The organism is Gracilibacillus orientalis (genome assembly GCF_900114645.1).
Classification (GTDB): Bacteria; Bacillota; Bacilli; order Bacillales; family Amphibacillaceae; genus Gracilibacillus; species Gracilibacillus orientalis.
Genome location: NZ_FOTR01000012.1, coordinates 88,678 through 109,073 on the forward strand (window position 1 = coordinate 88,678; position 20,396 = coordinate 109,073).

Here is a 20,396-nt window from a genome sequence, read left to right on the forward strand (position 1 = left end):
TTGCATAGTTAGCTAAAGCCGAGCCCGACGGCATAGAAAACACTACGAAAGCGATCTTTGCTTGAGTAGATGTTGCACTTGTGCCCTTGGGTAAAAGCGCAGTATTCTGCCGGAGCGTTTTAAAGCACTCATCTTAAGTCAGAATGGAAGGAAGCTACACCAAGACAGATTTTCACTACTTCGCATCTAGGTAATTAGTGTAATGTCGCTTGTCCAGCTTAGCTGTGGTCGATGGTTATTTTCATTTTGCGTTTTCTCCTAGTGCTAGCGATGAACAGGAGCAAGCCGAAGATGACAATAGTTCCTCCTAGCCATTGTGACCAGGTAATGAGTTCGTTTAGGATGATGTAGGCGAGTAATGATGCACCGATTGGTTCAAAAAGGATCCCCATTGAAATAACGGATGTGCTCACCCATTTTAATGCCCAGTTCAGTAAATTCAGTCCCAAAATCGTTGGGACAACGGCAAGACAGAGGAAGATCAGCCATTCATTCGAATCGTAGCCTGTTAAAGGATTCGACACAGAGATATTATAGATAATAATCGCTAGTGCACCAATACTGTAAGCGATGAATGTATAACTCATGACTGAAACTTTCGTCCGTACACCTTGGCCAAGTAAAAAGTAAATCGTAATAAACAAGGCACCTAACAATGCCAGAAAATCGCCATAAAGAGCTTCACCAGCTATCTGAAAATCTCCCCATGTAATAATAACACCACCGAAAATGGCAATAAGCATGCTAATCACGGTACCGGCAGAAAAACGTTCATGAAAGAACAGATATGTACCAATAAAAGCAAAAATAGGTTGTAATGTCACGATCACAGTAGAACTAGCTACAGATGTATATTGAAATGATTCGAACCAGACAATATAATGTATCGCCAAACTGATACCAGCTACTATCGTTAATATCCATTCTCTTTTAGCTAATTTTTTTAATTCATCTCTTCTTTTCAAGAGAATATATGGTAACAGTATAATTGCTGCAAATAACAAACGGTAATTGGCTGTTACGGCCGAAGGAACTTCTGAGGCTAACTTGACGAGTACCGCGGCAGTAGAAACAGAGATCACACCAATGATAATCGCTAAATATGAAATAGAGTACTTATTCACAACATCACCTACAATAGTTAAAAATCACTCTTTTTCTTAAGTATAACAATTATTTTAGGAAATCCTAATAATATCTATCCAGGAAAAATTCAAATGTTTGAAACGATACGAAATATTATATAGAATTAACATGAAGAGTGTGTTATGATGTAGTAATCCATTGAGTGGTCATTTATAAGCCTCTTCCAAATGTGGAGGAAGGCTTTTTTTCATTGTTATTCGTATGTATCTTAGTCAGCGTCAAGATTTCTTACGATAACGACATTTATAGAAGGTAGCTTATCCTACTTTGTGCCTATTTTTTAATGTAGATAGTATAACTTGGATACACTGTTAATAACGACGAAAAAATGATAATAAAGATGAGATTTATATAGTGAAAAAAAGGAGTAGAAATTAATAGTGACAAATTTTAATGAATTAGGAATTTCAGCGTCAATTATGAAAGCATTAGAGAACATGGGATTTGAAGAGGCAACACCAATTCAAGCCCAAACGATTCCGTTAGGGATGGAAGGCAAAGATGTAATCGGACAGGCCCAAACTGGTACTGGTAAAACAGCAGCCTTTGGTATTCCGATGATCGAAAAAATTGACCCTAAAGAACGTAAAATTCAAGGGTTAATCGTTGCACCTACAAGAGAATTAGCAATACAGGTATCAGAAGAAATGCATAAATTAGCGAAGTTTAAAGGTGTTCGTACACTGCCTGTTTATGGTGGTCAGCATATGGAACGCCAAATTAAAGCGTTAAAGGATCGCCCACATATTGTTGTGGCAACACCAGGTCGATTGTTAGATCATTTACGTCGTCGTACAATTCGTGTCGATCAAGTACACACTGCTGTACTAGATGAAGCAGATGAAATGTTGAATATGGGCTTTATCGATGATATTCGTGATATCTTAAAGGCGATTCCGGAAGACAAACAAACATTACTGTTCTCTGCAACGATGCCAAAAGAAATTCGTGATATTGCGTCAACATTGATGAAACAACCTGAAGAGGTAAAAGTAAAATCAAAAGAAATGACGGTTTCGAATATTGATCAATACTTCGTGGAAGTACATGAGAAACAAAAATTCGATACACTAACAAACTTGTTAGATATTCACGTACCTGAATTGGCAATCATTTTTGGTCGTACGAAAAAGCGTGTCGATGAATTAACAGAAGGTCTGCAAGCTCGAGGCTTTAGTGCGGAAGGAACCCACGGTGACTTAACACAAGGTAAACGTACTTCTGTATTGAAAAAATTCAAATTCGGTCGCATTGAAATTTTGGTAGCAACTGACGTGGCTGCACGCGGGTTAGATATTTCGGGTGTAACACACGTATATAACTTTGATATTCCACAAGATCCGGAAAGCTATGTACACCGTATCGGGCGTACAGGTCGTGCTGGAAAAATGGGCGAGGCTATTTCATTTATTACACCAAGGGAAGTTCCTCACTTACATTTAATTGAAAAAGTTACCAAAGGTAAAATTAAACGTTTGACACCGCCTAGTTATGACGAAGCAAAACGAGGCCAACAACAATTAACGGTACAAAAATTAATGAGAATGATTGAGAAAAAAGAACTGCAGGATTACCGTGAGACAGCAAGCGAAATTCTTAACGAATATGATTCCGCAACAGTTGTCGCAGCAGCATTAAAAATGCTAACCAAAGAAAGAAGACAAACACCAGTTACCTTAACTTCTGTTCAACCGGTAAGTGTTAAATCATCGAACAATAAAGGTAATAACAAAAAGTTTAGAAATGATAAACGTGGGTTTGGTCGCAAAGGAAAACAGGGTGGCGGTGGCCGTAACCGCAAATTCCAAAACAAACGTAACAGTAATAGTAATAGATAAAAGGGCAGATTCACAGTCCGAATTATCACAAAAAAGTCCGTTGCTATGTATAGCTACGGACTTTTGCTTTATATTTTGGACTGTAACATAAAATCAAGATATTGAATTAGCCCTCAATCTACACCCTTCACACTAAAAATATCGCTACAATCGCTAAAATAGGAATGCCTAATACGGTCATATAGCCGATAAAGGATAGCGATTTTACATAGCTTAGTTCTTCTGCATTTAAGTTGGATGCTACTTCCATCACTTCTGCTTTTATTTTTTGAATTTGTAGGAAACAGAAAACAATTACTGCTAAAATAATAAGCAATGGTACAATTAAACTAGCAATTGACAAGCTTTCTTCTCCCATAAACATAAAGCCTAAAATGATCATAAATATTGGAATCGCTTCGATTAAACCAACTTGAATTAAAAAACGTATTTGATCTTTTTGCAGACCTTTAAAATGAAATTCATTTCGTTTAATTCGATAAGATAATCCTCTCATCAGTCGCTTGAAGGCAAATAAAATACCTAAACCAGCAAGCACTGATGATACCGTGAATAGCCAAACTGCTATCAAGATACATTCTCCTTTCGGTTAAAACAGACCAGAAATTACTCCGAGTAAAACTAAGATGATCAATAATCCAAATAAAATGGGCTTTAAATAGGGTTTGTAACGATAACGTTTTTTGTTCCAACGATTAGGATCAAATCCGAGATCGTTATCTTTTACTTTTCGTCTATTTTTCCATGGAGAGAATGGTTGCGCATTTTTTAAGATAACCGGGCCAATAGCAAATCCAGCAATAAATCCGAATAAATGACCTGCGACATTAATATTCGATCGGAAAAATGTCATAACTAATCCGATAACGGAAATAATCAAGATCAGTCGTGCGTTTTGTGGATCGATTAACCTCTTTTCAAAAAAGACCATGAATAAATATAACCCGAACAAACCGAAAATCGCACCTGAAGCTCCTACATGTAAATAGTAAGGACTCGGTTCTACAAGATAAGTAAGAATATTTGCAGCAATCCCAGCGACAAAATAAACAACTAAAAACTTTATTTTCCCTAGCATTTGTTCTAAAGCTGGTGCAAATAAAATCAGTGAAAAGGAATTGAAAATGATATGACCGAAACCAGCATGAAGAAAAATGGGTGTAACTAATCGCCAATATTCACCTTGGCTAATCATAAGATTCGAACCAACCCCCATTGTATAAATCCATTCACCTAAACCAGGAACTAAGCCAACGATTAGCCAAATAATAATTTGAAAGGCGACAATCGCAGAAACAACAGGATAAAATTGTAAAAAACCTCGAAAACTTTCCGTGCGTAGAAACATAGTAATCCCCTTTTATGGTTAATTGCTTATATTTTAGCATAACTATGAATGATATTAACAGTAGAATTCCCCGTTTTAAATATCTGGGTAATTAGGCTATACTTATCATATAAATGGAGTGATAAGAATGATAAAAGGAATTGGAATAGATATCATTGAATTACGGCGTATTAAAGAGATGGTAGAACGTCAACCGAAATTGTTAGAACGGATATTAACAAAAAGTGAAAAAGAATTGTTGGAGAATCTCCAATCGAATAAAAGAAAAATAGAATTTGTTGCGGGAAGATTTGCAGCTAAGGAAGCTTTTTCTAAAGCAAGAGGGACCGGAATGGGGCAGTTAAGTTTTTTAGATATTGAAATTACCAATCACAAAAATGGTGCACCTGTTTTAAAATCAAAAGTTTTAACTGCTGAGACATGCTTTATATCAATCTCCCACAGTGAAGATTATGCAGTGTCACAAGTAATAATTGAAAGTGAATCTGCATATTAAGAGAGGTTGTCTCATACTATTTTAGTGCGGGTAGGAGGGAACAAGATGTACATCGTAACCGCGGAGGAAATGTACGAAATAGATCGTTATGCGATAGAAAAAGGGGGAATCGAAGGCAAGGTTCTAATGGAAAATGCCGGATCACAGGTAGCTCAGCAGATAATTCAAGCCTATAATACCAATCGAAAGCTGGCAATTGTTGTTGGTAGTGGAAATAATGGCGGTGATGGTTTTGTTATTGCGCGTTATTTAGCAGAATACGGATATAACGTTACAGTTTTTCAATTAGTAGCAGATCATAAAATTAAAGGGGATGCAGCTTTTTATAAGCAATTGTGGTTAAACACGTCAGACAAGCTGGCCCATGTAACAGATTCGCATCAGTTGAAGCAAAGATTAGTAGATTTTGATATGGTAATTGATGCGATTCTGGGGATAGGAGTTTCTGGAGCGATTCGAGAGCCGATTCGAAGTATGATCGATGTAATCAATCATTTACCAATCACCAAAATATCAGTTGATATTCCGAGTGGCTTACCAGCAAATGATGGTATCGAGGTTGATCTTGCCATTCAAGCAGATCAAACGTATATCATTGAAGCTCCAAAAGAAACGGTTTTTTGTGAAGATACCAGCATTTACTATGGTGAATGGGAAACGGTGAAAATCGGCGTACCACAAGCGGCATATTTTGAGCATACATCGAGACAAAGATGGTGCAAAAAAAATGTCCGAGCAACTTTTCCAAAACGTAATAAGTATGCGCACAAAGGAACTAATGGTAGAGGTTTAGTCATTGGTGGTCAGCTGACGATGCCGGGAGCTATTGTGCTAGCTGCAAGAGCAGCACTCCGTTCAGGAGCGGGACTCATAACCGTTGCAACAGTGAAGGAGAATCTCCCGATCGTGTCGAGTAGTTGTATAGAAGCTACGTATCACCTATTGCCAAACCTAACGGATCGATTAACAGACCGTGACCTTGAAGCCTTTGAACAAATAGATGCTATTGCGGTTGGTATGGGCGTCGGACGTGATGAATCGCAACTTTTATCCGATTTAATCGAAAAACTAGACAAGCCATTACTTATTGATGCAGATAGTCTGTATCAGTTAAAACCATTATTGGAAACACAATTGCAACACGAAGCACCGATTGTGATTACACCACATTATGGAGAAATGGCCATGTTGACAGATACAACTGTTCCAAAAGTGAAGCGGTCGCCTTTTTCTATCTCTAGGCAGTTTGCTGAAAAATATCAAGTCTATGTGGTGTTAAAAGGTAGACATACCGTTATTACAGCACCAAATGGAGAACAAATTATCAGTGATCAGGGCAATGCCGGCTTAGCCAAAGGTGGGACTGGTGACGTGCTGTCAGGGATTTTATTGACGATGATCATGCAGCATAAAGAATTGCTACCAGCCCTTGCGAATGGTTGTTATCTTCATGGTAAATCTGCGGATTATCTGGTGGAAACGGACCATACAGAAATGGATTTGTTAGCTACCGATGTGATCGAAGGACTATCGCAAGTATTTCGTACATTGTCTTAACGTGTGATCGTGTTCCCTTTGTCCACTCAGATGAGACAAAGGAGAGATGTCGCGATGAAAAAATATAAAAGTATAGTAATCGGTATTTTATTGCTTATTGTTTTAACGGCTTGTGGGGAAAAGTCTAAAGACGATGTTGTGGAGAAACTGGAAGGTATGGCAGAGAATATGAGTTCTTACCAATCACAGGCAATGATGACGTTAAATACAGGAAAAGATAAACAGGCATACCGAGTTGAGGTATCCCATAAGAAAAAAAATTACTACCGTGTATTATTAAAGAACGAAAATGATGAGGAAAGCAGTCAGATTATTTTGCGTAATGATGAAGGGGTCTTTGTATTAACGCCAGCTTTAAACAAAAGCTTTAAATTTCAAAGTGAATGGCCGGATAACAACAGCCAGCCATATCTCTTCCAATCATTAATAAAAGACTTAGCAGCTGACAGTGATGCCACATTTACTGTGACAGACAGTTATTTTGTCTTTGAAACGAAAACAAGCTATGAAAGTAATAGTAACCTCCCATATCAAACCATTTATTTTGATAAAAAAACATATGCACCTGTGTTAGTAAAGGTATTAGATAATGATAAGAATGCGCTAGTTGAGGTAGAATTTACGAATTTTGAGATAGATCCGGAATTACCGGAAAATACATTTGATATGGAAACAAACATGACGAGCAGTATTTTTGGGGTACCTGTCATGGCACAAGAAGATTTGCCGACACAATTAACTGTGCTTTACCCTTCTGAAAATTTGGGTTCTGAACTGGTAGAAGAAAATCAAATGGACAGGGAAAATGGTAAACGTGTGATGTTATCGTATCAAGGAGATAAAAATTTCACGATTATTCAAGAGACAGTAGACGTATTTCCGACAAGTACAGCAGCACCGGAGATGGTAAGTGGTGAACCAATAGACTTAGGTTTTACCGTTGGGGCACTCACTAATAACTCATTAGAATGGCATTACCAAGGTGTTAATTATTATGTAGCAAGTGAGCAATTAACGAAAGAAGAAATGAAGGAAGTTGCAAAATCCATGTCAACAGAAGAAGCAATGAAATAAAGTAAACGGCTGGGACAGAAGTACAAGATAGGACAAAACACGAACATCAAGTTTGATGTTCGTGTTTACTATTCCTTGGAAAAATATGATTCTTCCTTGGAAAAATGAATATTTCCAAGGAACAGAAAGAGAATTCCAAGGAAGCGATGCACTTTTCCAAGGAAGAAACAACAAGCACAGGGACTAGAGCATAGGTCTTGTTCAAATGAGAAAAATTTATTTTTTTCCTACCTTCATATATATCTTAGGAATTCTTTACCTCCTCCAACAACTGCAAAGCCTCTTTTGGCATGTCATCACTTTCTACCTCCTCATAGGTGATGACCTCCTTTTCCTTGTAATAAATCTGTGAATAGGTCAGGGTGGATTTGAAAATAGGAAATAAACGAAACTTGTTTAATTAATATTCTTTTTCTGCTAAATGGTTTATAATGGATTGCGTTACACTCAATTGAATTGAAGGAGTATTTTTAACATGGATAAAAAATTTTACCGAGATTCTTGGGTAGAAGTGAATCTGGATCATATTATATATAATATAGAGCAATTAAGGAATAAATTATCAGATAAAACGCAAATCTATGCAGTAGTGAAAGCAAACGCATATGGGCATGGTGATATGGAAGTTGCCAATGCTGCGCTCGAAGGAGGTGCCACAAGACTTGCTGTTGCAGTTTTAGACGAAGCATTGCGTCTTCGCCGTGGAGGCATTAAAGTACCTATTTTGGTTATGGGATGGATTCGTCCGGAAGATGCAGAAATTGCAGTTCAACATGATATTACTGTTACTTGTTATCAAAAAGAATGGTTAGAGGAAGTGCAAAAGCTATCCCTTTCCAAACCGCTAACAGTCCATCTTAAATGGGACACCGGGATGGGACGGATAGGCATCCGAACAGAACAGGAATTATTAGGAATAATCCCGTTATTACAACATAAAAATATTTATTTAGAGGCAATCTTCACTCATTTTGCCACTGCGGATGAAGAAAATCTGGGGCATTTTGAAGAACAAATAACTCATTTCGACAAACTATGGGCTTTTTTTCAAAAGAACTGGTCACGGCATAAGGTGATGATTCATACTGGTAATAGTGCAGCAAGCATGCGGTTTCCAGAAAAAATGTTTGATTTCGTCCGCTTTGGTATCAGTATGTATGGACTGTATCCGTCTTCTGTTGTCAAAAAGGAAAAGCCGATTGATCTGAAGCCATCCCTTTCGTTACACAGTCGATTAATCCATGTAAAAAAAGTAGATAAAGAAACACCGATTAGTTATGGGGCGACATATTTAGCGAAAGAGGAAGAATGGATTGGTACAGTTCCGCTTGGTTATGCGGATGGTATTCGTCGAGCCTTACAAGGTTCAGAAGTCTTAGTTAATGGTGAGCGGTGTACAATTGTCGGACGTATTTGTATGGATCAACTGATGGTTCGGCTATCAAAACCGGCTAAGGTAGGAGATAAAGTCACTTTAATTGGTGCACAAGGCAAGGAAAGAATTGAGATGGACGAATGGGCAACACAGTTGGACACGATTAATTATGAAATTGCCTGTATGATTAGTTATCGAGTTCCTAGAATTTATTCATAAAATATAAAATATTTAGTCGGTAAGACAAGATAATTCTTCAATCTTCTGGTAATACTGAAGATATATTGTAGAAAAAAACGATAAATTATCAAAAACCCCTTTGCAATGCCTATTACGGAATGGTATGATTGTATTGGATTATCATTTAGGCTTGTCAATGTTGGTGGAGGTGTATGGTTTTGTCTGAAGACTTACAAGAAGTTGCTGTGAGATTACCTAAAAACCTGTTGAATGAGGTGGACGGCTTGATGGAAAGTGAAGATAGCAATTTGAGTGATTTTATTTGCCGAGCAACAAAGACGTATTTAAGCGAAACGAAAAAACGCCATATCCAAGAATCGATGCAACGTGGTTATATGGAAATGGCAAAAATCAATTTGAATATTGCTTCAGAAGCTTTTCAAGCGGAAGAGGAGGCAGAAAACACCCTAGAGCGCTTAGTGAGCGGGGTGTAGATCTTGATTGTAAAAAGAGGCGACGTATACTTCGCCGATCTCTCCCCTGTTGTGGGATCTGAACAGGGCGGCGTGCGTCCTGTATTAGTTTTGCAAAATGATATTGGAAACCGTTTCAGTCCCACTGTTATTGTCGCGGCCATCACTGCTCAGATTCAAAAAGCGAAATTGCCAACACATGTCGAAATTGATGCGGAAAAGTATGGTTTTGAACGGAATTCTGTTATTTTATTGGAACAAATTCGTACAATTGATAAACAACGATTAACTGATAAAATAACACAATTAGACAATAACATGATGGAACGTATAGATAGAGGATTAGAAATTAGTTTAGGGTTAACTGATTTCTAATCTTCTATCTTCAGAAACCCTTGCTTTTATTCTTAAAAGCAAGGGTTTTTTTGCGAATTATAGAAAAAAATGACCGATTTTGTAACTATTTAGATGATTATTAATCGTAAATTTCCCTATTTTATTGTAAACTATTAGATACCAAAGAAAATAGCGGAGGTTGAAAAAATGCCAGAAACATTACGAAAAATTGTAGTAGAAAACAGTGACGTTATTTCTAAAAATTGGTTAGACGATATAACAGAAAAGCGTGAGTCCGACTATACTTCAACTATATCGGATAGTTTATACCACACTACGAATCAAGAGTTCATCAATGTTATTTTTTCCAGTATTAATCAACGAAGGGATACCGGAGATATGGATGATTTTGCGGAACGATTGATAAATCTTGGCTGGCCTTTAAGTTATATAACAGACGGATTGCAAACATTTAGAAGAGTAACGATTGACTTTATTTTAAGTCAATCTGACCAAGTAGATACAGAAGAATTCTCACGTATTTTTAATATTGTTGAGGATTGGGTGGAACCAATCATTAATCAGCTTGTGAAGCAATATTCAGGAAGTTGGGAACATACGGTTTCCTTGCAACGGATGGCATTGCAGGAATTATCTGCTCCTCTTATTCCTGTTATGGACAATATTACTGTAATGCCTTTAATTGGAACAATCGACACAGAGCGCGCAAAATTAATTATGGAGAACCTTTTGGAAGGTGTGATAAAACACAATTCGGAAGTTGTATTGATCGATATTACGGGAGTACCAGTTGTCGATACAATGGTAGCACATCATATAATACAAGCTGCAGAAGCGGTTCGTTTAATTGGAGCAACTTGTATTTTAGTAGGTATTCGCCCGGAAATAGCTCAGACAATTGTCAATTTAGGTATTGATTTAAGCAAATTTCCGACCAAGAGTTCCTTAAGAAAAGGATTTAAAACAGCATTGAAATTAACCAACCGTGAGATAGTGGATTTAAATAATTTCAAAGAAGAAGATATAACGACAACAATTGATTCACTTAAATAAGGAGGTGCTTTCATGAGAATACCAATATTAAAACTACACAACTATTTATTGGTATCGATTCAAATCGATCTCGATGATCAAACTGCAATTGATTTTCAAGAAGACTTACTTAGTAAAATACATAAAAGTGGAGCAACAGGAGTAGTCATCGATTTAACCTCTGTTGATATCATCGATTCTTTTATTGCAAAAGTGTTAGGTGATGTTGTATCAATGTCAGATTTAATGGGTGCAAAAGTAGTATTAACTGGTATTCAGCCTGCAGTTGCGATGACGCTAATTGATTTAGGAATTCATTTACAAAATGTTCCTACCGCACTTGATTTAGAACAAGGACTGATTAAACTTCGCCAGGAACTGGAGGAGTAATTATGATAACAAAATCAAGCGTGCAAATAAGAAAAGAATGGGATATTGTAGGAGCAAGACAGATGGGAAGAAATTTAGCAAAGGAACTGGGATTCGGTACAGTAGATCAAGCCAGGATTACTACTGCTATTTCAGAATTAGCCCGTAACATATATTTATATGCTGATAAAGGTAAAGTGGCGTATGAAAAAATAGAAGATATGAATAAAAAAGGGTTAAGAATCGTTGCTTCTGATCAAGGTCCTGGTATTCATGATTTAAGTAAGGTAATGGAAGATGGCTTTTCTACTTCTGGAGGACTCGGTGCTGGACTGCCAGGTGTAAAAAGATTAATGGATTGTTTTGATATTGTGTCTGAACCGGGTATGGGTACGACCATAACTACGATCAAATGGGTTCGGTAAAGTAGATATACTAGTGTAACTGATTTATAGAATGTTTATATTACCCCTATACCATAATGACAATGTAGGTTAAAAATGTAGCAATCGTAGTTAGGAGGTAATGAGATGGAGCCCTATAAGTTCGATGTCAACAACTATCGAAATTTATTAAAAAAATATATAGCGTCACAGGACGAAACATCATTATATCAAGCAGAACAATTTAGTAAGTTATCGATGCAACATAATATATCTCCTGAAGAAATTATTAATGTGCATATACAAGCGTTAAAAGAGTTATATCCTGATTTACCAGTAGAGATAGACTCCTCCATGAATTTCTTGTTAGAAACAATGATTTCATACGGGCTGGCTTATCAGGAATTTCAGACATTAAGGGAAAAACAAGGAGAACTAGAGTCGGAAATCTCGATTGCTGCGAATATGCAACAGACTCTTCTTTCGACTACGATACCGGATATAGTGGGTTTGGATATAGGTGCGATTAGTGTACCTTCTCATCAAATGAATGGTGATTACTACCATTTTGTGACCGATGAATCGAATAATTTAGGTATTGCTATTGCTGATGTCATCGGAAAAGGTATACCTGCTGCGTTGGCGATGTCGATGATCAAATATTCTTTGGATAGTTTCCCGGAAACAATGAGAAATCCTAGTGTAATATTGGAAAATTTAAATCGTGTGGTTGAGCAGAATGTGGACACAAGCATGTTTATTACAATGTTCTATGGATTATTTAATCCTGAAACAGGTTCCCTGCAGTTTTCTTCGGCTGGCCATGAACCGGGTTTTTATTACTGTGCAGATAAAGATCAATTTTTTGAAATGACGACAAAAGGTTTGGTGTTAGGTGTTTCCGATCAGGCAACATATGAACAGTTTGACATTACTATGGAATCTGATGATATGGTTGTATTATTAACGGATGGTGTGACAGAATGCCGGATTGGAGAACGGTTTATTGATACGGAAGAAGTACTGGAAGTTATTCGTAAGTATATGCATTTACCTGCACAAGAAGCGGTAGAGTTAGTATATCGTCACTTTGAACGTTTACAAGATTTCCAGTTAAGAGATGATTTTACGCTGATCTTTTTAAAAAAATAGTTTAGTGCGAAAAAAAACAGGGAATCGTGAATCGTAAGTCTTGCACTAATATTCTAGTACGCCTTACTTGTATTCAACAATAGAGGACTAATATATGTAATTCGCAAGTATAACAGGATGATGAGGAGGTAATCGTTTTGAACTTAGATATTGAATGGAATGATAATGGTAAAACACAAGGGTTAAAATTAGCAGGGGAGATTGATGCTTATACCGCTCCTAAGATGAAAGAAGCTCTTTTGCCATTAACAAAGCATGAAGGAACAACTATTGTTGTAGATTTAGAGCGTGTTAACTATATGGATAGTACGGGGCTAGGAGTATTTATAAGTGCGCTGAAATCGACTAAAGAATACAATAGTGATTTGCGATTAGTTGCATTACAAGATCGTGTTAGACGTTTATTTGACATTACTGGATTAGATAGCATTATTAATATTGACTCAACGGTACGAGGTGGGAAATAATATGGAATCTTTGGACTTCATCGAAATGAAAGTACCAGCAAGGGCAGAATATGTAGGGGTAGTCAGGTTAACTACATCAGGAATTGCTAACCGGATGGGATTTAGCTACGAAGAAATTGAAGATCTAAAAGTAGCTATTTCTGAAGCTTTGTCAAATGCTACTGAGCATGCTTATAAAAATGAGGATGGCGAGGTAACAATTGGTTTTGGTCTTTATCAAGAACGTTTAGAAGTAATGATTGCTGATCGTGGTGGAAGTTTTGATCTTCAAAAAATCAAAAAAAATATAGGACCTTATGAAAACAATCAATCAATAGAAGATTTGCGCGAAGGAGGCTTTGGCCTATTCTTAATTGAAGCTCTGATGGACAAGGTAGAGATCAAAAATGATTATGGTGTGATTGTGTTAATGACCAAATACCTCCATGAAAATGAGGTGGATATCAATGACGACCAAATCTCGACCACACAATAACCGTGAGGATGAGGTTTACCAGTGGATTCGAACCTTTCAAGAGAACCCTGATGATCAAGCAACACAAGAGAAAATTGTCTTAACATATCAAAAACTTGTGAAATCTCTAGCGCGAAAATATGCCAAAAATGAAATGATTTACGAGGATCTCGAACAAGTAGGAATGTTAGGACTTTTAGCAGCTATTAGAAGATATGATCCAGATGTAGGTAGATCTTTTGAATCCTTTGCTATCCCTACGATTATTGGGGAAATCAAACGTTTTATTCGAGATAAAACATGGAGTGTACATGTTCCTAGAAGAATTAAAGAGTTAGGACCAAAGATCAAAAAAGCGACAGAGGCTTTAACAACGGATAATCAACAATCACCTACAATTAAAGAGATCGCTGATTATATTGAAGTATCAGAAGAAGAAGTGCTTGAAACGATGGAAATGAGCCAAAGTTATAATGCATTGTCAGTCGATCGTAAAATTGAGGCAGATTCAGATGGCAGTGAAGTATCGATATTGGATTTAATCGGCAACCAAGAGTCTGGATATGAAGATGTGGATCGCCAATTACTGCTGGAAAAAATATTGCCCATCTTAAATGATAGAGAGCAGGAAATTCTTCGATTAACTTATTTTGAGAATAAAAGCCAGAAAGAAACTGGTGAATTGCTTGGCATATCACAAATGCATGTATCAAGAATACAACGACATGCATTGAAAAAACTTCGTGAAGCACTACAAGCTGAGAAGATGGAGGCCATTCGTTAATGCAAAATAGTCATCAAGTAGAAGTGTCTGTTTTTCAAAAAGCTAAAAAAGGTAATTACTATTGTGGAGACAGTTATTTCTACCATGAGTCTGACGGAAAGTTTATTTGTGCTTTAGCTGATGGTCTTGGCAGTGGTGAATTCGCAAAAGAATCATCCCAAGTTGTCATGGAAGTGATTCGTGATAATAAGGATGATTCTGTAGCATCCATGATGAAAAAAAGTAACGAAAAGTTGGTAGGTAAACGTGGTGTTGTCTTAGGAATCTTACAACTTGACTTAGTGTCAAAGCGTTATGCCTATTCGTCGATCGGAAATATTGGTTTAATGACTATTACCACTAACTCTATTAAAAAAAGAAATATTCCACAGGTTGGTTATTTAAGCGGATATGACCGACCATTTAAAGTAATGACAGATCCTATCGAAGAAGATATGATTTTTGTCATGTTCTCCGATGGTGTAACTTCAAAGGAAATTTCCAACTCCTATTTTCTTCATCAAGAAGTAAGTCATATAACAGACACCTTTGCTTATCTATATCAACAAAAACTAGATGACGATACTACGTTAATTGCTATGAAATACAAAAAGGAATCCCATTAAATGATGGGATTCCTTTTTATCTGAATGTTGATGAGTGCACGTCTTACGCTACGGCAAGATACTGCGCTTTCACCCGAGGGCACAAGTGCGACATCTGTTCAAACAAGTTTTCACAGTGTCTTCTATGCCACAGGGCACGGCCTCAGCTTCCTCAGAAAACAAAGAACGTTTTCTGAGGAAGCTGAGGCTCGCGCTGTTCCCGTAGGAGTCTACGTATCTTGTCTCCGCTTTGCGTAGTGTTTTGGTTTTTGAAAGAAGTAATACCTGGGAATGGGTTTCTGAGTATTACCACTTTAAAAAGATAGAATAATGTCATTAGCGTAGGCAGAATACGGAGACTCCTGTGGGGACAGCACGACTGAAGATCCACTTGGTAAAGTGATTTTCTTTATCAAGTTAGCTGAAGCCGTGCCCACGGAAAGCGCAGTATTTTGCTGGAGCGGTATTCCAGCACTCTTTATGGAAAGAATGGAAGAAAGTCACACTATAAAAATTTTCATTACTTTGCAGTTTTTATCTGTTTTGAATTAAATAATATAAATAGGACTGGGTGAGGGTTGACTAGAGTCGTGATGGAATAGGTGAAGTAGCTGTGGATAATGGGCGTTTTCCTAGAATGTTCATGCAGTAAGTTAAGGTTTTATGTGAACTAACCTGTTCTTTTTGTTAGAATAAAGAAGGATTAGTATGAAGGAGGAAACACATTGGCAAATAGTGAAGAACATATACAATTAATTAATGCTGTTACCGACAGGACAAAAATTAATCAAAAATCAATAAAAAGCGTCATTCAATTATTAGAGGAAGGAAATACAGTCCCTTTTATTGCTCGTTATCGAAAAGAGATGACAGGCTCACTTGACGAGGTACAAATTAAAGATATCCAAGATGCATGGAATTACGTAAATGCATTAGCTGATCGTAAACAAGAAGTGATCAGGCTGATTGATGAACAAGGGAAACTAACAGATCAATTACAACAGGAAATTGTGCAAGCGACCCAATTACAGAAAGTAGAAGATTTGTATCGGCCATATAAACAAAAGCGTCGGACAAGGGCAACGATTGCTAAAGAAAAAGGACTAGAACCATTAGCTGATACAGTATACCAAAAACAAACTATCGATCTGGAAGATAAAGCTACAGACTTTCTATCAGAAGAACATGCATTACATACAGTGGAAGACGTCCTTGAAGGTGTACAAGATATCATTGCAGAGTGGATAGCGGATGAACCAAAGTATCGTGAACATATCCGTAAACAAACCCATCAAAAAGGGCTCACTACATCCAAAGCCAAGAAGTCTGAATTGGATGAAAAGAAAATATATGAAATGTATTACGATTACAGTGAAGCCATAAGTAAAATTGTCTCACATCGCATTTTAGCACTTAACCGTGGAGAAAAAGAAGGTGTGCTAAAAGTTTCGGTTGAACCACCAGTAGACAGTGTGCTTGATTACCTGAAAAAGCAAGTAATTAGAAACGATGCTACACCACAAATGAAAGAATTTTTAATCCAAATCATAGAAGATAGTTATAAACGACTGACGCAACCATCTGTTGAAAGAGAAATTCGATCTGCTTTGTCAGAGAAGGCCGAAGAACAAGCAATCGATATTTTCTCTAAAAACCTAAAGAACTTATTGTTACAACCTCCATTAAAAGGTAAATATGTATTAGGTGTGGATCCAGCATTTCGAACAGGTTGCAAACTCTCTGTTGTCGATGATACAGGAAAAATGAAAGCAGTTGATGTCATTTACCCAACAGCACCAAAAAATGATACGGCAGGTGCTGAGAAAAAGGTTATCCAATTTTTAAAAGAATACCCAGTGGAGTTAATTGCGATTGGTAATGGAACTGCATCAAGGGAAACAGAGCAGTTTATTGCGGATGTAATTGAAAAACATCAGCTCGACATTGCCTACATTATTGTCAATGAAGCAGGAGCAAGTGTATATTCTGCATCAAAATTAGCCCGAGAAGAATTTCCGGATTTAAAAGTAGAAGAACGAAGCGCTGTATCCATTGCCAGACGTATTCAGGACCCGCTGGCAGAGTTAGTTAAAATAGAACCAAAAGCAATTGGTGTTGGTCAGTATCAACATGATGTCAGTCAAAAAAGGCTAACTGAATCGTTAACATTTGTGGTGGAAACAGCAGTAAACCAGGTTGGAGTAAACGTGAACACAGCTTCTTCGTCTCTATTACAATATGTATCTGGTTTAAACAAGACTGTGGCAAATAATATTTTGAAATATCGTAACGAACACGGGAAATTCACTAACCGTAAACAATTAAAAGATATACCAAGGTTAGGTAACAAAACGTATGAGCAGAGTATTGGTTTCTTAAGAGTAATGGATGGTGTAGAACCTTTAGATCGTACCCCTATTCACCCGGAATCTTATGCGGCAACAAAACAGATTTTAACTGAAGTGAATTGTTCTGTTGAAGATTTAGGAACGGACCAATTAAAAGAATTAGTTAACCAATTGGACAAAAAATCGCTAGCTGAAAAATTAGAGATTGGCTTGCCAACTTTAGGCGATATTATCGGGGCATTAGTTAGTCCAAATCGTGACCCGCGTGACGATTTGCCACAACCATTGTTGAAGAAAAATGTATTATCCATGGAAGATCTACAAAATGGTATGGAACTTCAAGGTACAGTTCGAAATGTAGTCGATTTCGGTGTGTTCGTCGATATTGGAGTAAAGCAGGATGGTTTAGTTCATATTTCGAAAATGTCTAATGAATTTGTGAAGCACCCAATGGATATTGCTTCTGTTGGTGATGTGATAACTGTATGGGTAGATCAAGTGAATATGGAAAAACAGCGAATTGCTTTAACCATGATTCCATCTTAAATAGAGAGAGTAAAGGGTACTTTTTAGGTGCCTTTTACTCCGCTTTATTTTGTTCTTTATCACAGTAGAAAAACCAGCATTGATTCAATAACCGAATTTGGTATTTGTTTTTATGAAGGAATGCGCCTGCTAATTGTCTTTTTAACCAATTAGGCATGTTTATCATCCTCTAATTAATGATGTTGTTTTATAGTATGTAATATGATAGATAGGTGTGAAAGTATGGAAGTGATAACACAGGTCGAATTAGAGAAGCTTACAAAAGATCTTTCCAATAATGTATTTAACAAACCATTTACCGATGCAGTACGTTTTAATAATAGATTAAGAACAACTGGTGGTCGTTATATACCTACTAAACGAGTTATTGAATTAAATCCTAAATATTATAAGGAGTTGGGATATGAAGAGTTTGTTGGTATTATTAAACATGAACTATGCCATTACCATCTTCATATAGAAGGAAAAGGATATCAACATCGTGATCCAGAGTTTAAACAACTTTTAAAAGCAACGAATTCTCCAAGGCATTGCAATCCTCTACCATCGATGAATAATGATTTTAAATATCAATACCAATGCACCTCTTGTTACCATGTTTATAAACGAAGAAAAAGAATCAATGTCAAAAGGTATCGTTGCGGGAAGTGTAGAGGTGAATTAACATTGCTTCAAAATAAATGAAAAAAATCAATAATTCTATTGACTTAGATGTAAAGAATATGATAAATTGTATTGGTGTCACTTTGAAAGGCACTTACCTAGATTAAAGACAGCAATTTTAAAAATAATAAAAACAGTTGACATTTTGATGTAATTGTTATATTATATTTAACGTCGTCAACATGAATTGTTTCATTATTCCACAGTAGCTCAGTGGTAGAGCAATCGGCTGTTAACCGATCGGTCGTAGGTTCGAATCCTACCTGTGGAGCCATGGAGAAGTACTCAAGTGGCTGAAGAGGCGCCCCTGCTAAGGGTGTAGGTCGCGTAAGCGGCGCGAGGGTTCAAATCCCTCCTTCTCCGCCATTAACACTTCAAATAATGGCCCGTTGGTCAAGCGGTTAAGACACCGCCCTTTCACGGCGGTAACACGGGTTCGAGTCCCGTACGGGTCATCCCATTTATAGTAGAAATTTAATAGGTCCGGTAGTTCAGTTGGTTAGAATGCCTGCCTGTCACGCAGGAGGTCGCGGGTTCGAGTCCCGTCCGGACCGCCATTGTTGGGCTATAGCCAAGCGGTAAGGCAACGGTTTTTGGTATCGTCATGCGCTGGTTCGAATCCAGCTAGCCCAGCCATTTTTTTGACTAAAAATAGCTTACATCATTCGTCATAAGGACGAATACACTATTCCTTCCGTTTGATCGATTCTTCACAAAGCGGATCCGAATAAATCAAAACTGAAGCAGATGTAGTTGAGGATGCTTTTACTGTTTCTCTGATTCTACTATAATGTAGTTTCTAAAACAGAAAGTGAGCTACCGTCGTGATTAACATTGCAGCAAGAGCCATTAGCTCAGTTGGTAGAGCATCTGACTTTTAATCAGAGGGTCGGAGGTTCGAATCCTCCATGGCTCACCATCTATATTCTAAAATATATAGATAGCAAGCGGTCGTGGCGGAATGGCAGACGCGCTAGGTTGAGGGCCTAGTGGGAGGTAATCCCGTGGAGGTTCAAGTCCTCTCGACCGCATCAAAAAATAAACAAAAAACTATTGACTTAGTTAAGCGCTCTGTGTTATATTAGTAGATGTCGCTTTGATAAGCGCGCCCGTAGCTCAATTGGATAGAGCGTTTGACTACGGATCAAGAGGCTAGGGGTTCGACTCCTCTCGGGCGCACCATGACCGGGAAGTAGCTCAGCTTGGTAGAGCACTTGGTTTGGGACCAAGGGGTCGCAGGTTCAAATCCTGTCTTCCCGACCAGCCGACCATATCAAAAACGTATTTATTATGCGGGTGTAGTTTAGTGGTAAAACCTCAGCCTTCCAAGCTGATGTCGAGGGTTCAATTCCCTTCACCCGCTCCATAATAAGTGGGCCTGTAGCTCAGTTGGTTAGAGCGCACGCCTGATAAGCGTGAGGTCGGTGGTTCGAGTCCACTCAGGCCCACCATTTATACATTGATCTTTGAAAACTGAACAAAACAACCAGTATGATTTTAAACATGAAACAAGCTAGCTTTTAGAAGCGAGTGCAAGACAACTTTATTGAGAGTTTGATCTTGGCTCAGGACGAACGCTGGCGGCGTGCCTAATACATGCAAGTCGAGCGCGGGAAGCTTGTCTGATCTCTTCGGAGTGAAGCGAGTGGAACGAGCGGCGGACGGGTGAGTAACACGTGGGCAACCTACCTATAAGACTGGGATAACTCCGGGAAACCGGGGCTAATACCGGATAACACTTTTCTTCACATGAGGGGAAGTTGAAAGATG

At 37.7% G+C, this 20,396-nt stretch carries 21 protein-coding genes, 11 tRNA genes and 1 rRNA gene; 29 read left to right on the plus strand and 4 right to left on the minus strand.

The annotated features are described in order from the left end of the window. Positions 1 to 218: 218 nt before the first annotated feature. Positions 219 to 1,124 carry a DMT family transporter gene (locus tag BM121_RS18020; protein ID WP_091485302.1) on the minus strand — a complete coding sequence of 302 codons (906 nt, stop codon included), beginning with the start codon at positions 1,122 to 1,124 and terminating at the stop codon, positions 219 to 221. A gap of 402 nt (positions 1,125 to 1,526) precedes the next feature. Here BM121_RS18020 and cshA point away from each other — a divergent pair, with 402 nt between their 5' ends. Beyond that, positions 1,527 to 2,984 (plus strand): degradosome RNA helicase CshA, encoded by a 1,458-nt coding sequence (gene cshA, locus BM121_RS18025; RefSeq protein ID WP_091485304.1) that lies wholly within the window; start codon positions 1,527 to 1,529, stop codon positions 2,982 to 2,984. 127 nt (positions 2,985 to 3,111) lie between these two features. On the opposite strand, the gene BM121_RS18030 is transcribed toward cshA, so the two are convergent. Both BM121_RS18030 and BM121_RS18035 read right to left on the minus strand, forming a co-directional pair. Further along, positions 3,112 to 3,555 carry a hypothetical protein gene (locus BM121_RS18030; protein ID WP_091485305.1) on the minus strand — a complete coding sequence of 148 codons (444 nt, stop codon included), beginning with the start codon at positions 3,553 to 3,555 and terminating at the stop codon, positions 3,112 to 3,114. An 18-nt stretch (positions 3,556 to 3,573) separates the two neighbouring features. After that, a complete protein-coding gene (locus BM121_RS18035; protein ID WP_091485307.1) occupies positions 3,574 to 4,332 on the minus strand; it encodes a rhomboid family intramembrane serine protease in 759 nt (252 codons plus the stop codon). 127 nt (positions 4,333 to 4,459) lie between these two features. On the opposite strand from BM121_RS18035, the gene acpS reads away from it, so the two are divergent. From acpS to BM121_RS18110, 15 genes are all read left to right on the plus strand, one after another. After that, positions 4,460 to 4,828: a holo-ACP synthase gene (gene acpS, locus BM121_RS18040; protein ID WP_091485309.1), complete on the plus strand. Its 369-nt coding sequence runs from the start codon at positions 4,460 to 4,462 to the stop codon at positions 4,826 to 4,828. Positions 4,829 to 4,873: 45 nt separating this feature from the next. Beyond that, positions 4,874 to 6,385: an NAD(P)H-hydrate dehydratase gene (locus BM121_RS18045; protein WP_091485310.1), complete on the plus strand. Its 1,512-nt coding sequence runs from the start codon at positions 4,874 to 4,876 to the stop codon at positions 6,383 to 6,385. A 54-nt stretch (positions 6,386 to 6,439) separates the two neighbouring features. Then, positions 6,440 to 7,459, plus strand: coding sequence for a LolA family protein (locus BM121_RS18050; protein ID WP_091485311.1), 1,020 nt, complete (start codon positions 6,440 to 6,442; stop codon positions 7,457 to 7,459). A 475-nt stretch (positions 7,460 to 7,934) separates the two neighbouring features. Continuing rightward, a complete protein-coding gene (alr, locus tag BM121_RS18055; RefSeq protein ID WP_091485312.1) occupies positions 7,935 to 9,053 on the plus strand; it encodes an alanine racemase in 1,119 nt (372 codons plus the stop codon). Positions 9,054 to 9,226: 173 nt separating this feature from the next. Beyond that, positions 9,227 to 9,508 (plus strand): CopG family ribbon-helix-helix protein, encoded by a 282-nt coding sequence (locus BM121_RS18060; protein ID WP_091485313.1) that lies wholly within the window; start codon positions 9,227 to 9,229, stop codon positions 9,506 to 9,508. A 3-nt stretch (positions 9,509 to 9,511) separates the two neighbouring features. Continuing rightward, entirely contained in the window at positions 9,512 to 9,862 is a 351-nt protein-coding gene (locus BM121_RS18065) for a type II toxin-antitoxin system PemK/MazF family toxin (protein WP_026287269.1), read from the plus strand. 168 nt (positions 9,863 to 10,030) lie between these two features. Further along, on the plus strand, positions 10,031 to 10,897 hold the full coding sequence (locus BM121_RS18070) for an RsbT co-antagonist protein RsbRA (RefSeq protein WP_091485315.1): 867 nt from the start codon (positions 10,031 to 10,033) through the stop codon (positions 10,895 to 10,897). A 12-nt stretch (positions 10,898 to 10,909) separates the two neighbouring features. Then, positions 10,910 to 11,266: an STAS domain-containing protein gene (locus BM121_RS18075; RefSeq protein WP_091485317.1), complete on the plus strand. Its 357-nt coding sequence runs from the start codon at positions 10,910 to 10,912 to the stop codon at positions 11,264 to 11,266. Between the two features lie 2 nt (positions 11,267 to 11,268). Then, positions 11,269 to 11,670: an anti-sigma regulatory factor gene (locus tag BM121_RS18080; RefSeq protein WP_091485318.1), complete on the plus strand. Its 402-nt coding sequence runs from the start codon at positions 11,269 to 11,271 to the stop codon at positions 11,668 to 11,670. Between the two features lie 105 nt (positions 11,671 to 11,775). Further along, on the plus strand, positions 11,776 to 12,780 hold the full coding sequence (locus BM121_RS18085; protein ID WP_091485320.1) for a PP2C family protein-serine/threonine phosphatase: 1,005 nt from the start codon (positions 11,776 to 11,778) through the stop codon (positions 12,778 to 12,780). A gap of 137 nt (positions 12,781 to 12,917) precedes the next feature. Next, positions 12,918 to 13,247 carry an STAS domain-containing protein gene (locus tag BM121_RS18090; protein WP_091485322.1) on the plus strand — a complete coding sequence of 110 codons (330 nt, stop codon included), beginning with the start codon at positions 12,918 to 12,920 and terminating at the stop codon, positions 13,245 to 13,247. 1 nt (position 13,248) lies between these two features. Further along, positions 13,249 to 13,722 (plus strand): anti-sigma B factor RsbW, encoded by a 474-nt coding sequence (gene rsbW, locus BM121_RS18095; protein ID WP_091485324.1) that lies wholly within the window; start codon positions 13,249 to 13,251, stop codon positions 13,720 to 13,722. Continuing rightward, positions 13,694 to 14,485, plus strand: coding sequence for an RNA polymerase sigma factor SigB (gene sigB / locus BM121_RS18100; RefSeq protein ID WP_091485326.1), 792 nt, complete (start codon positions 13,694 to 13,696; stop codon positions 14,483 to 14,485). Before rsbW ends, sigB begins: the two co-directional genes overlap by 29 nt. Next, positions 14,485 to 15,090, plus strand: a complete 606-nt coding sequence (locus BM121_RS18105) for a PP2C family serine/threonine-protein phosphatase (RefSeq protein ID WP_091485327.1) — start codon at positions 14,485 to 14,487, stop codon at positions 15,088 to 15,090. Before sigB ends, BM121_RS18105 begins: the two co-directional genes overlap by 1 nt. 704 nt (positions 15,091 to 15,794) lie before the next feature. Beyond that, on the plus strand, positions 15,795 to 17,963 hold the full coding sequence (locus tag BM121_RS18110) for a Tex family protein (RefSeq protein WP_091485329.1): 2,169 nt from the start codon (positions 15,795 to 15,797) through the stop codon (positions 17,961 to 17,963). A 34-nt stretch (positions 17,964 to 17,997) separates the two neighbouring features. Here the strand turns inward: BM121_RS18110 and cmpA are convergent, their stop codons facing one another. Beyond that, positions 17,998 to 18,120 carry a cortex morphogenetic protein CmpA gene (gene cmpA, locus BM121_RS18115; protein WP_091485331.1) on the minus strand — a complete coding sequence of 41 codons (123 nt, stop codon included), beginning with the start codon at positions 18,118 to 18,120 and terminating at the stop codon, positions 17,998 to 18,000. Between the two features lie 65 nt (positions 18,121 to 18,185). On the opposite strand from cmpA, the gene BM121_RS18120 reads away from it, so the two are divergent. From BM121_RS18120 to BM121_RS18180, 13 genes are all read left to right on the plus strand, one after another. Beyond that, positions 18,186 to 18,647 carry a SprT family protein gene (locus BM121_RS18120; RefSeq protein ID WP_091485333.1) on the plus strand — a complete coding sequence of 154 codons (462 nt, stop codon included), beginning with the start codon at positions 18,186 to 18,188 and terminating at the stop codon, positions 18,645 to 18,647. Between the two features lie 178 nt (positions 18,648 to 18,825). After that, positions 18,826 to 18,900 (plus strand) — tRNA-Asn (locus BM121_RS18125). A gap of 1 nt (position 18,901) precedes the next feature. Continuing rightward, positions 18,902 to 18,992 (plus strand) — tRNA-Ser (locus BM121_RS18130). 17 nt (positions 18,993 to 19,009) lie between these two features. After that, positions 19,010 to 19,081, plus strand: a tRNA-Glu gene (locus tag BM121_RS18135). Positions 19,082 to 19,106: 25 nt separating this feature from the next. Further along, positions 19,107 to 19,183: transfer RNA gene (locus BM121_RS18140), tRNA-Asp, on the plus strand. Positions 19,184 to 19,187: 4 nt separating this feature from the next. Continuing rightward, positions 19,188 to 19,262: transfer RNA gene (locus BM121_RS18145), tRNA-Gln, on the plus strand. A gap of 207 nt (positions 19,263 to 19,469) precedes the next feature. Then, a tRNA-Lys gene (locus BM121_RS18150) sits at positions 19,470 to 19,545 on the plus strand. Positions 19,546 to 19,573: 28 nt separating this feature from the next. Next, positions 19,574 to 19,657: transfer RNA gene (locus tag BM121_RS18155), tRNA-Leu, on the plus strand. A gap of 74 nt (positions 19,658 to 19,731) precedes the next feature. Beyond that, positions 19,732 to 19,808: transfer RNA gene (locus BM121_RS18160), tRNA-Arg, on the plus strand. A gap of 4 nt (positions 19,809 to 19,812) precedes the next feature. After that, positions 19,813 to 19,889 (plus strand) — tRNA-Pro (locus BM121_RS18165). A gap of 29 nt (positions 19,890 to 19,918) precedes the next feature. Then, positions 19,919 to 19,992, plus strand: a tRNA-Gly gene (locus BM121_RS18170). Between the two features lie 8 nt (positions 19,993 to 20,000). After that, a tRNA-Ile gene (locus BM121_RS18175) sits at positions 20,001 to 20,077 on the plus strand. A 91-nt stretch (positions 20,078 to 20,168) separates the two neighbouring features. After that, a 16S ribosomal RNA gene (locus BM121_RS18180) occupies positions 20,169 to 20,396 on the plus strand; the annotation flags it as partial.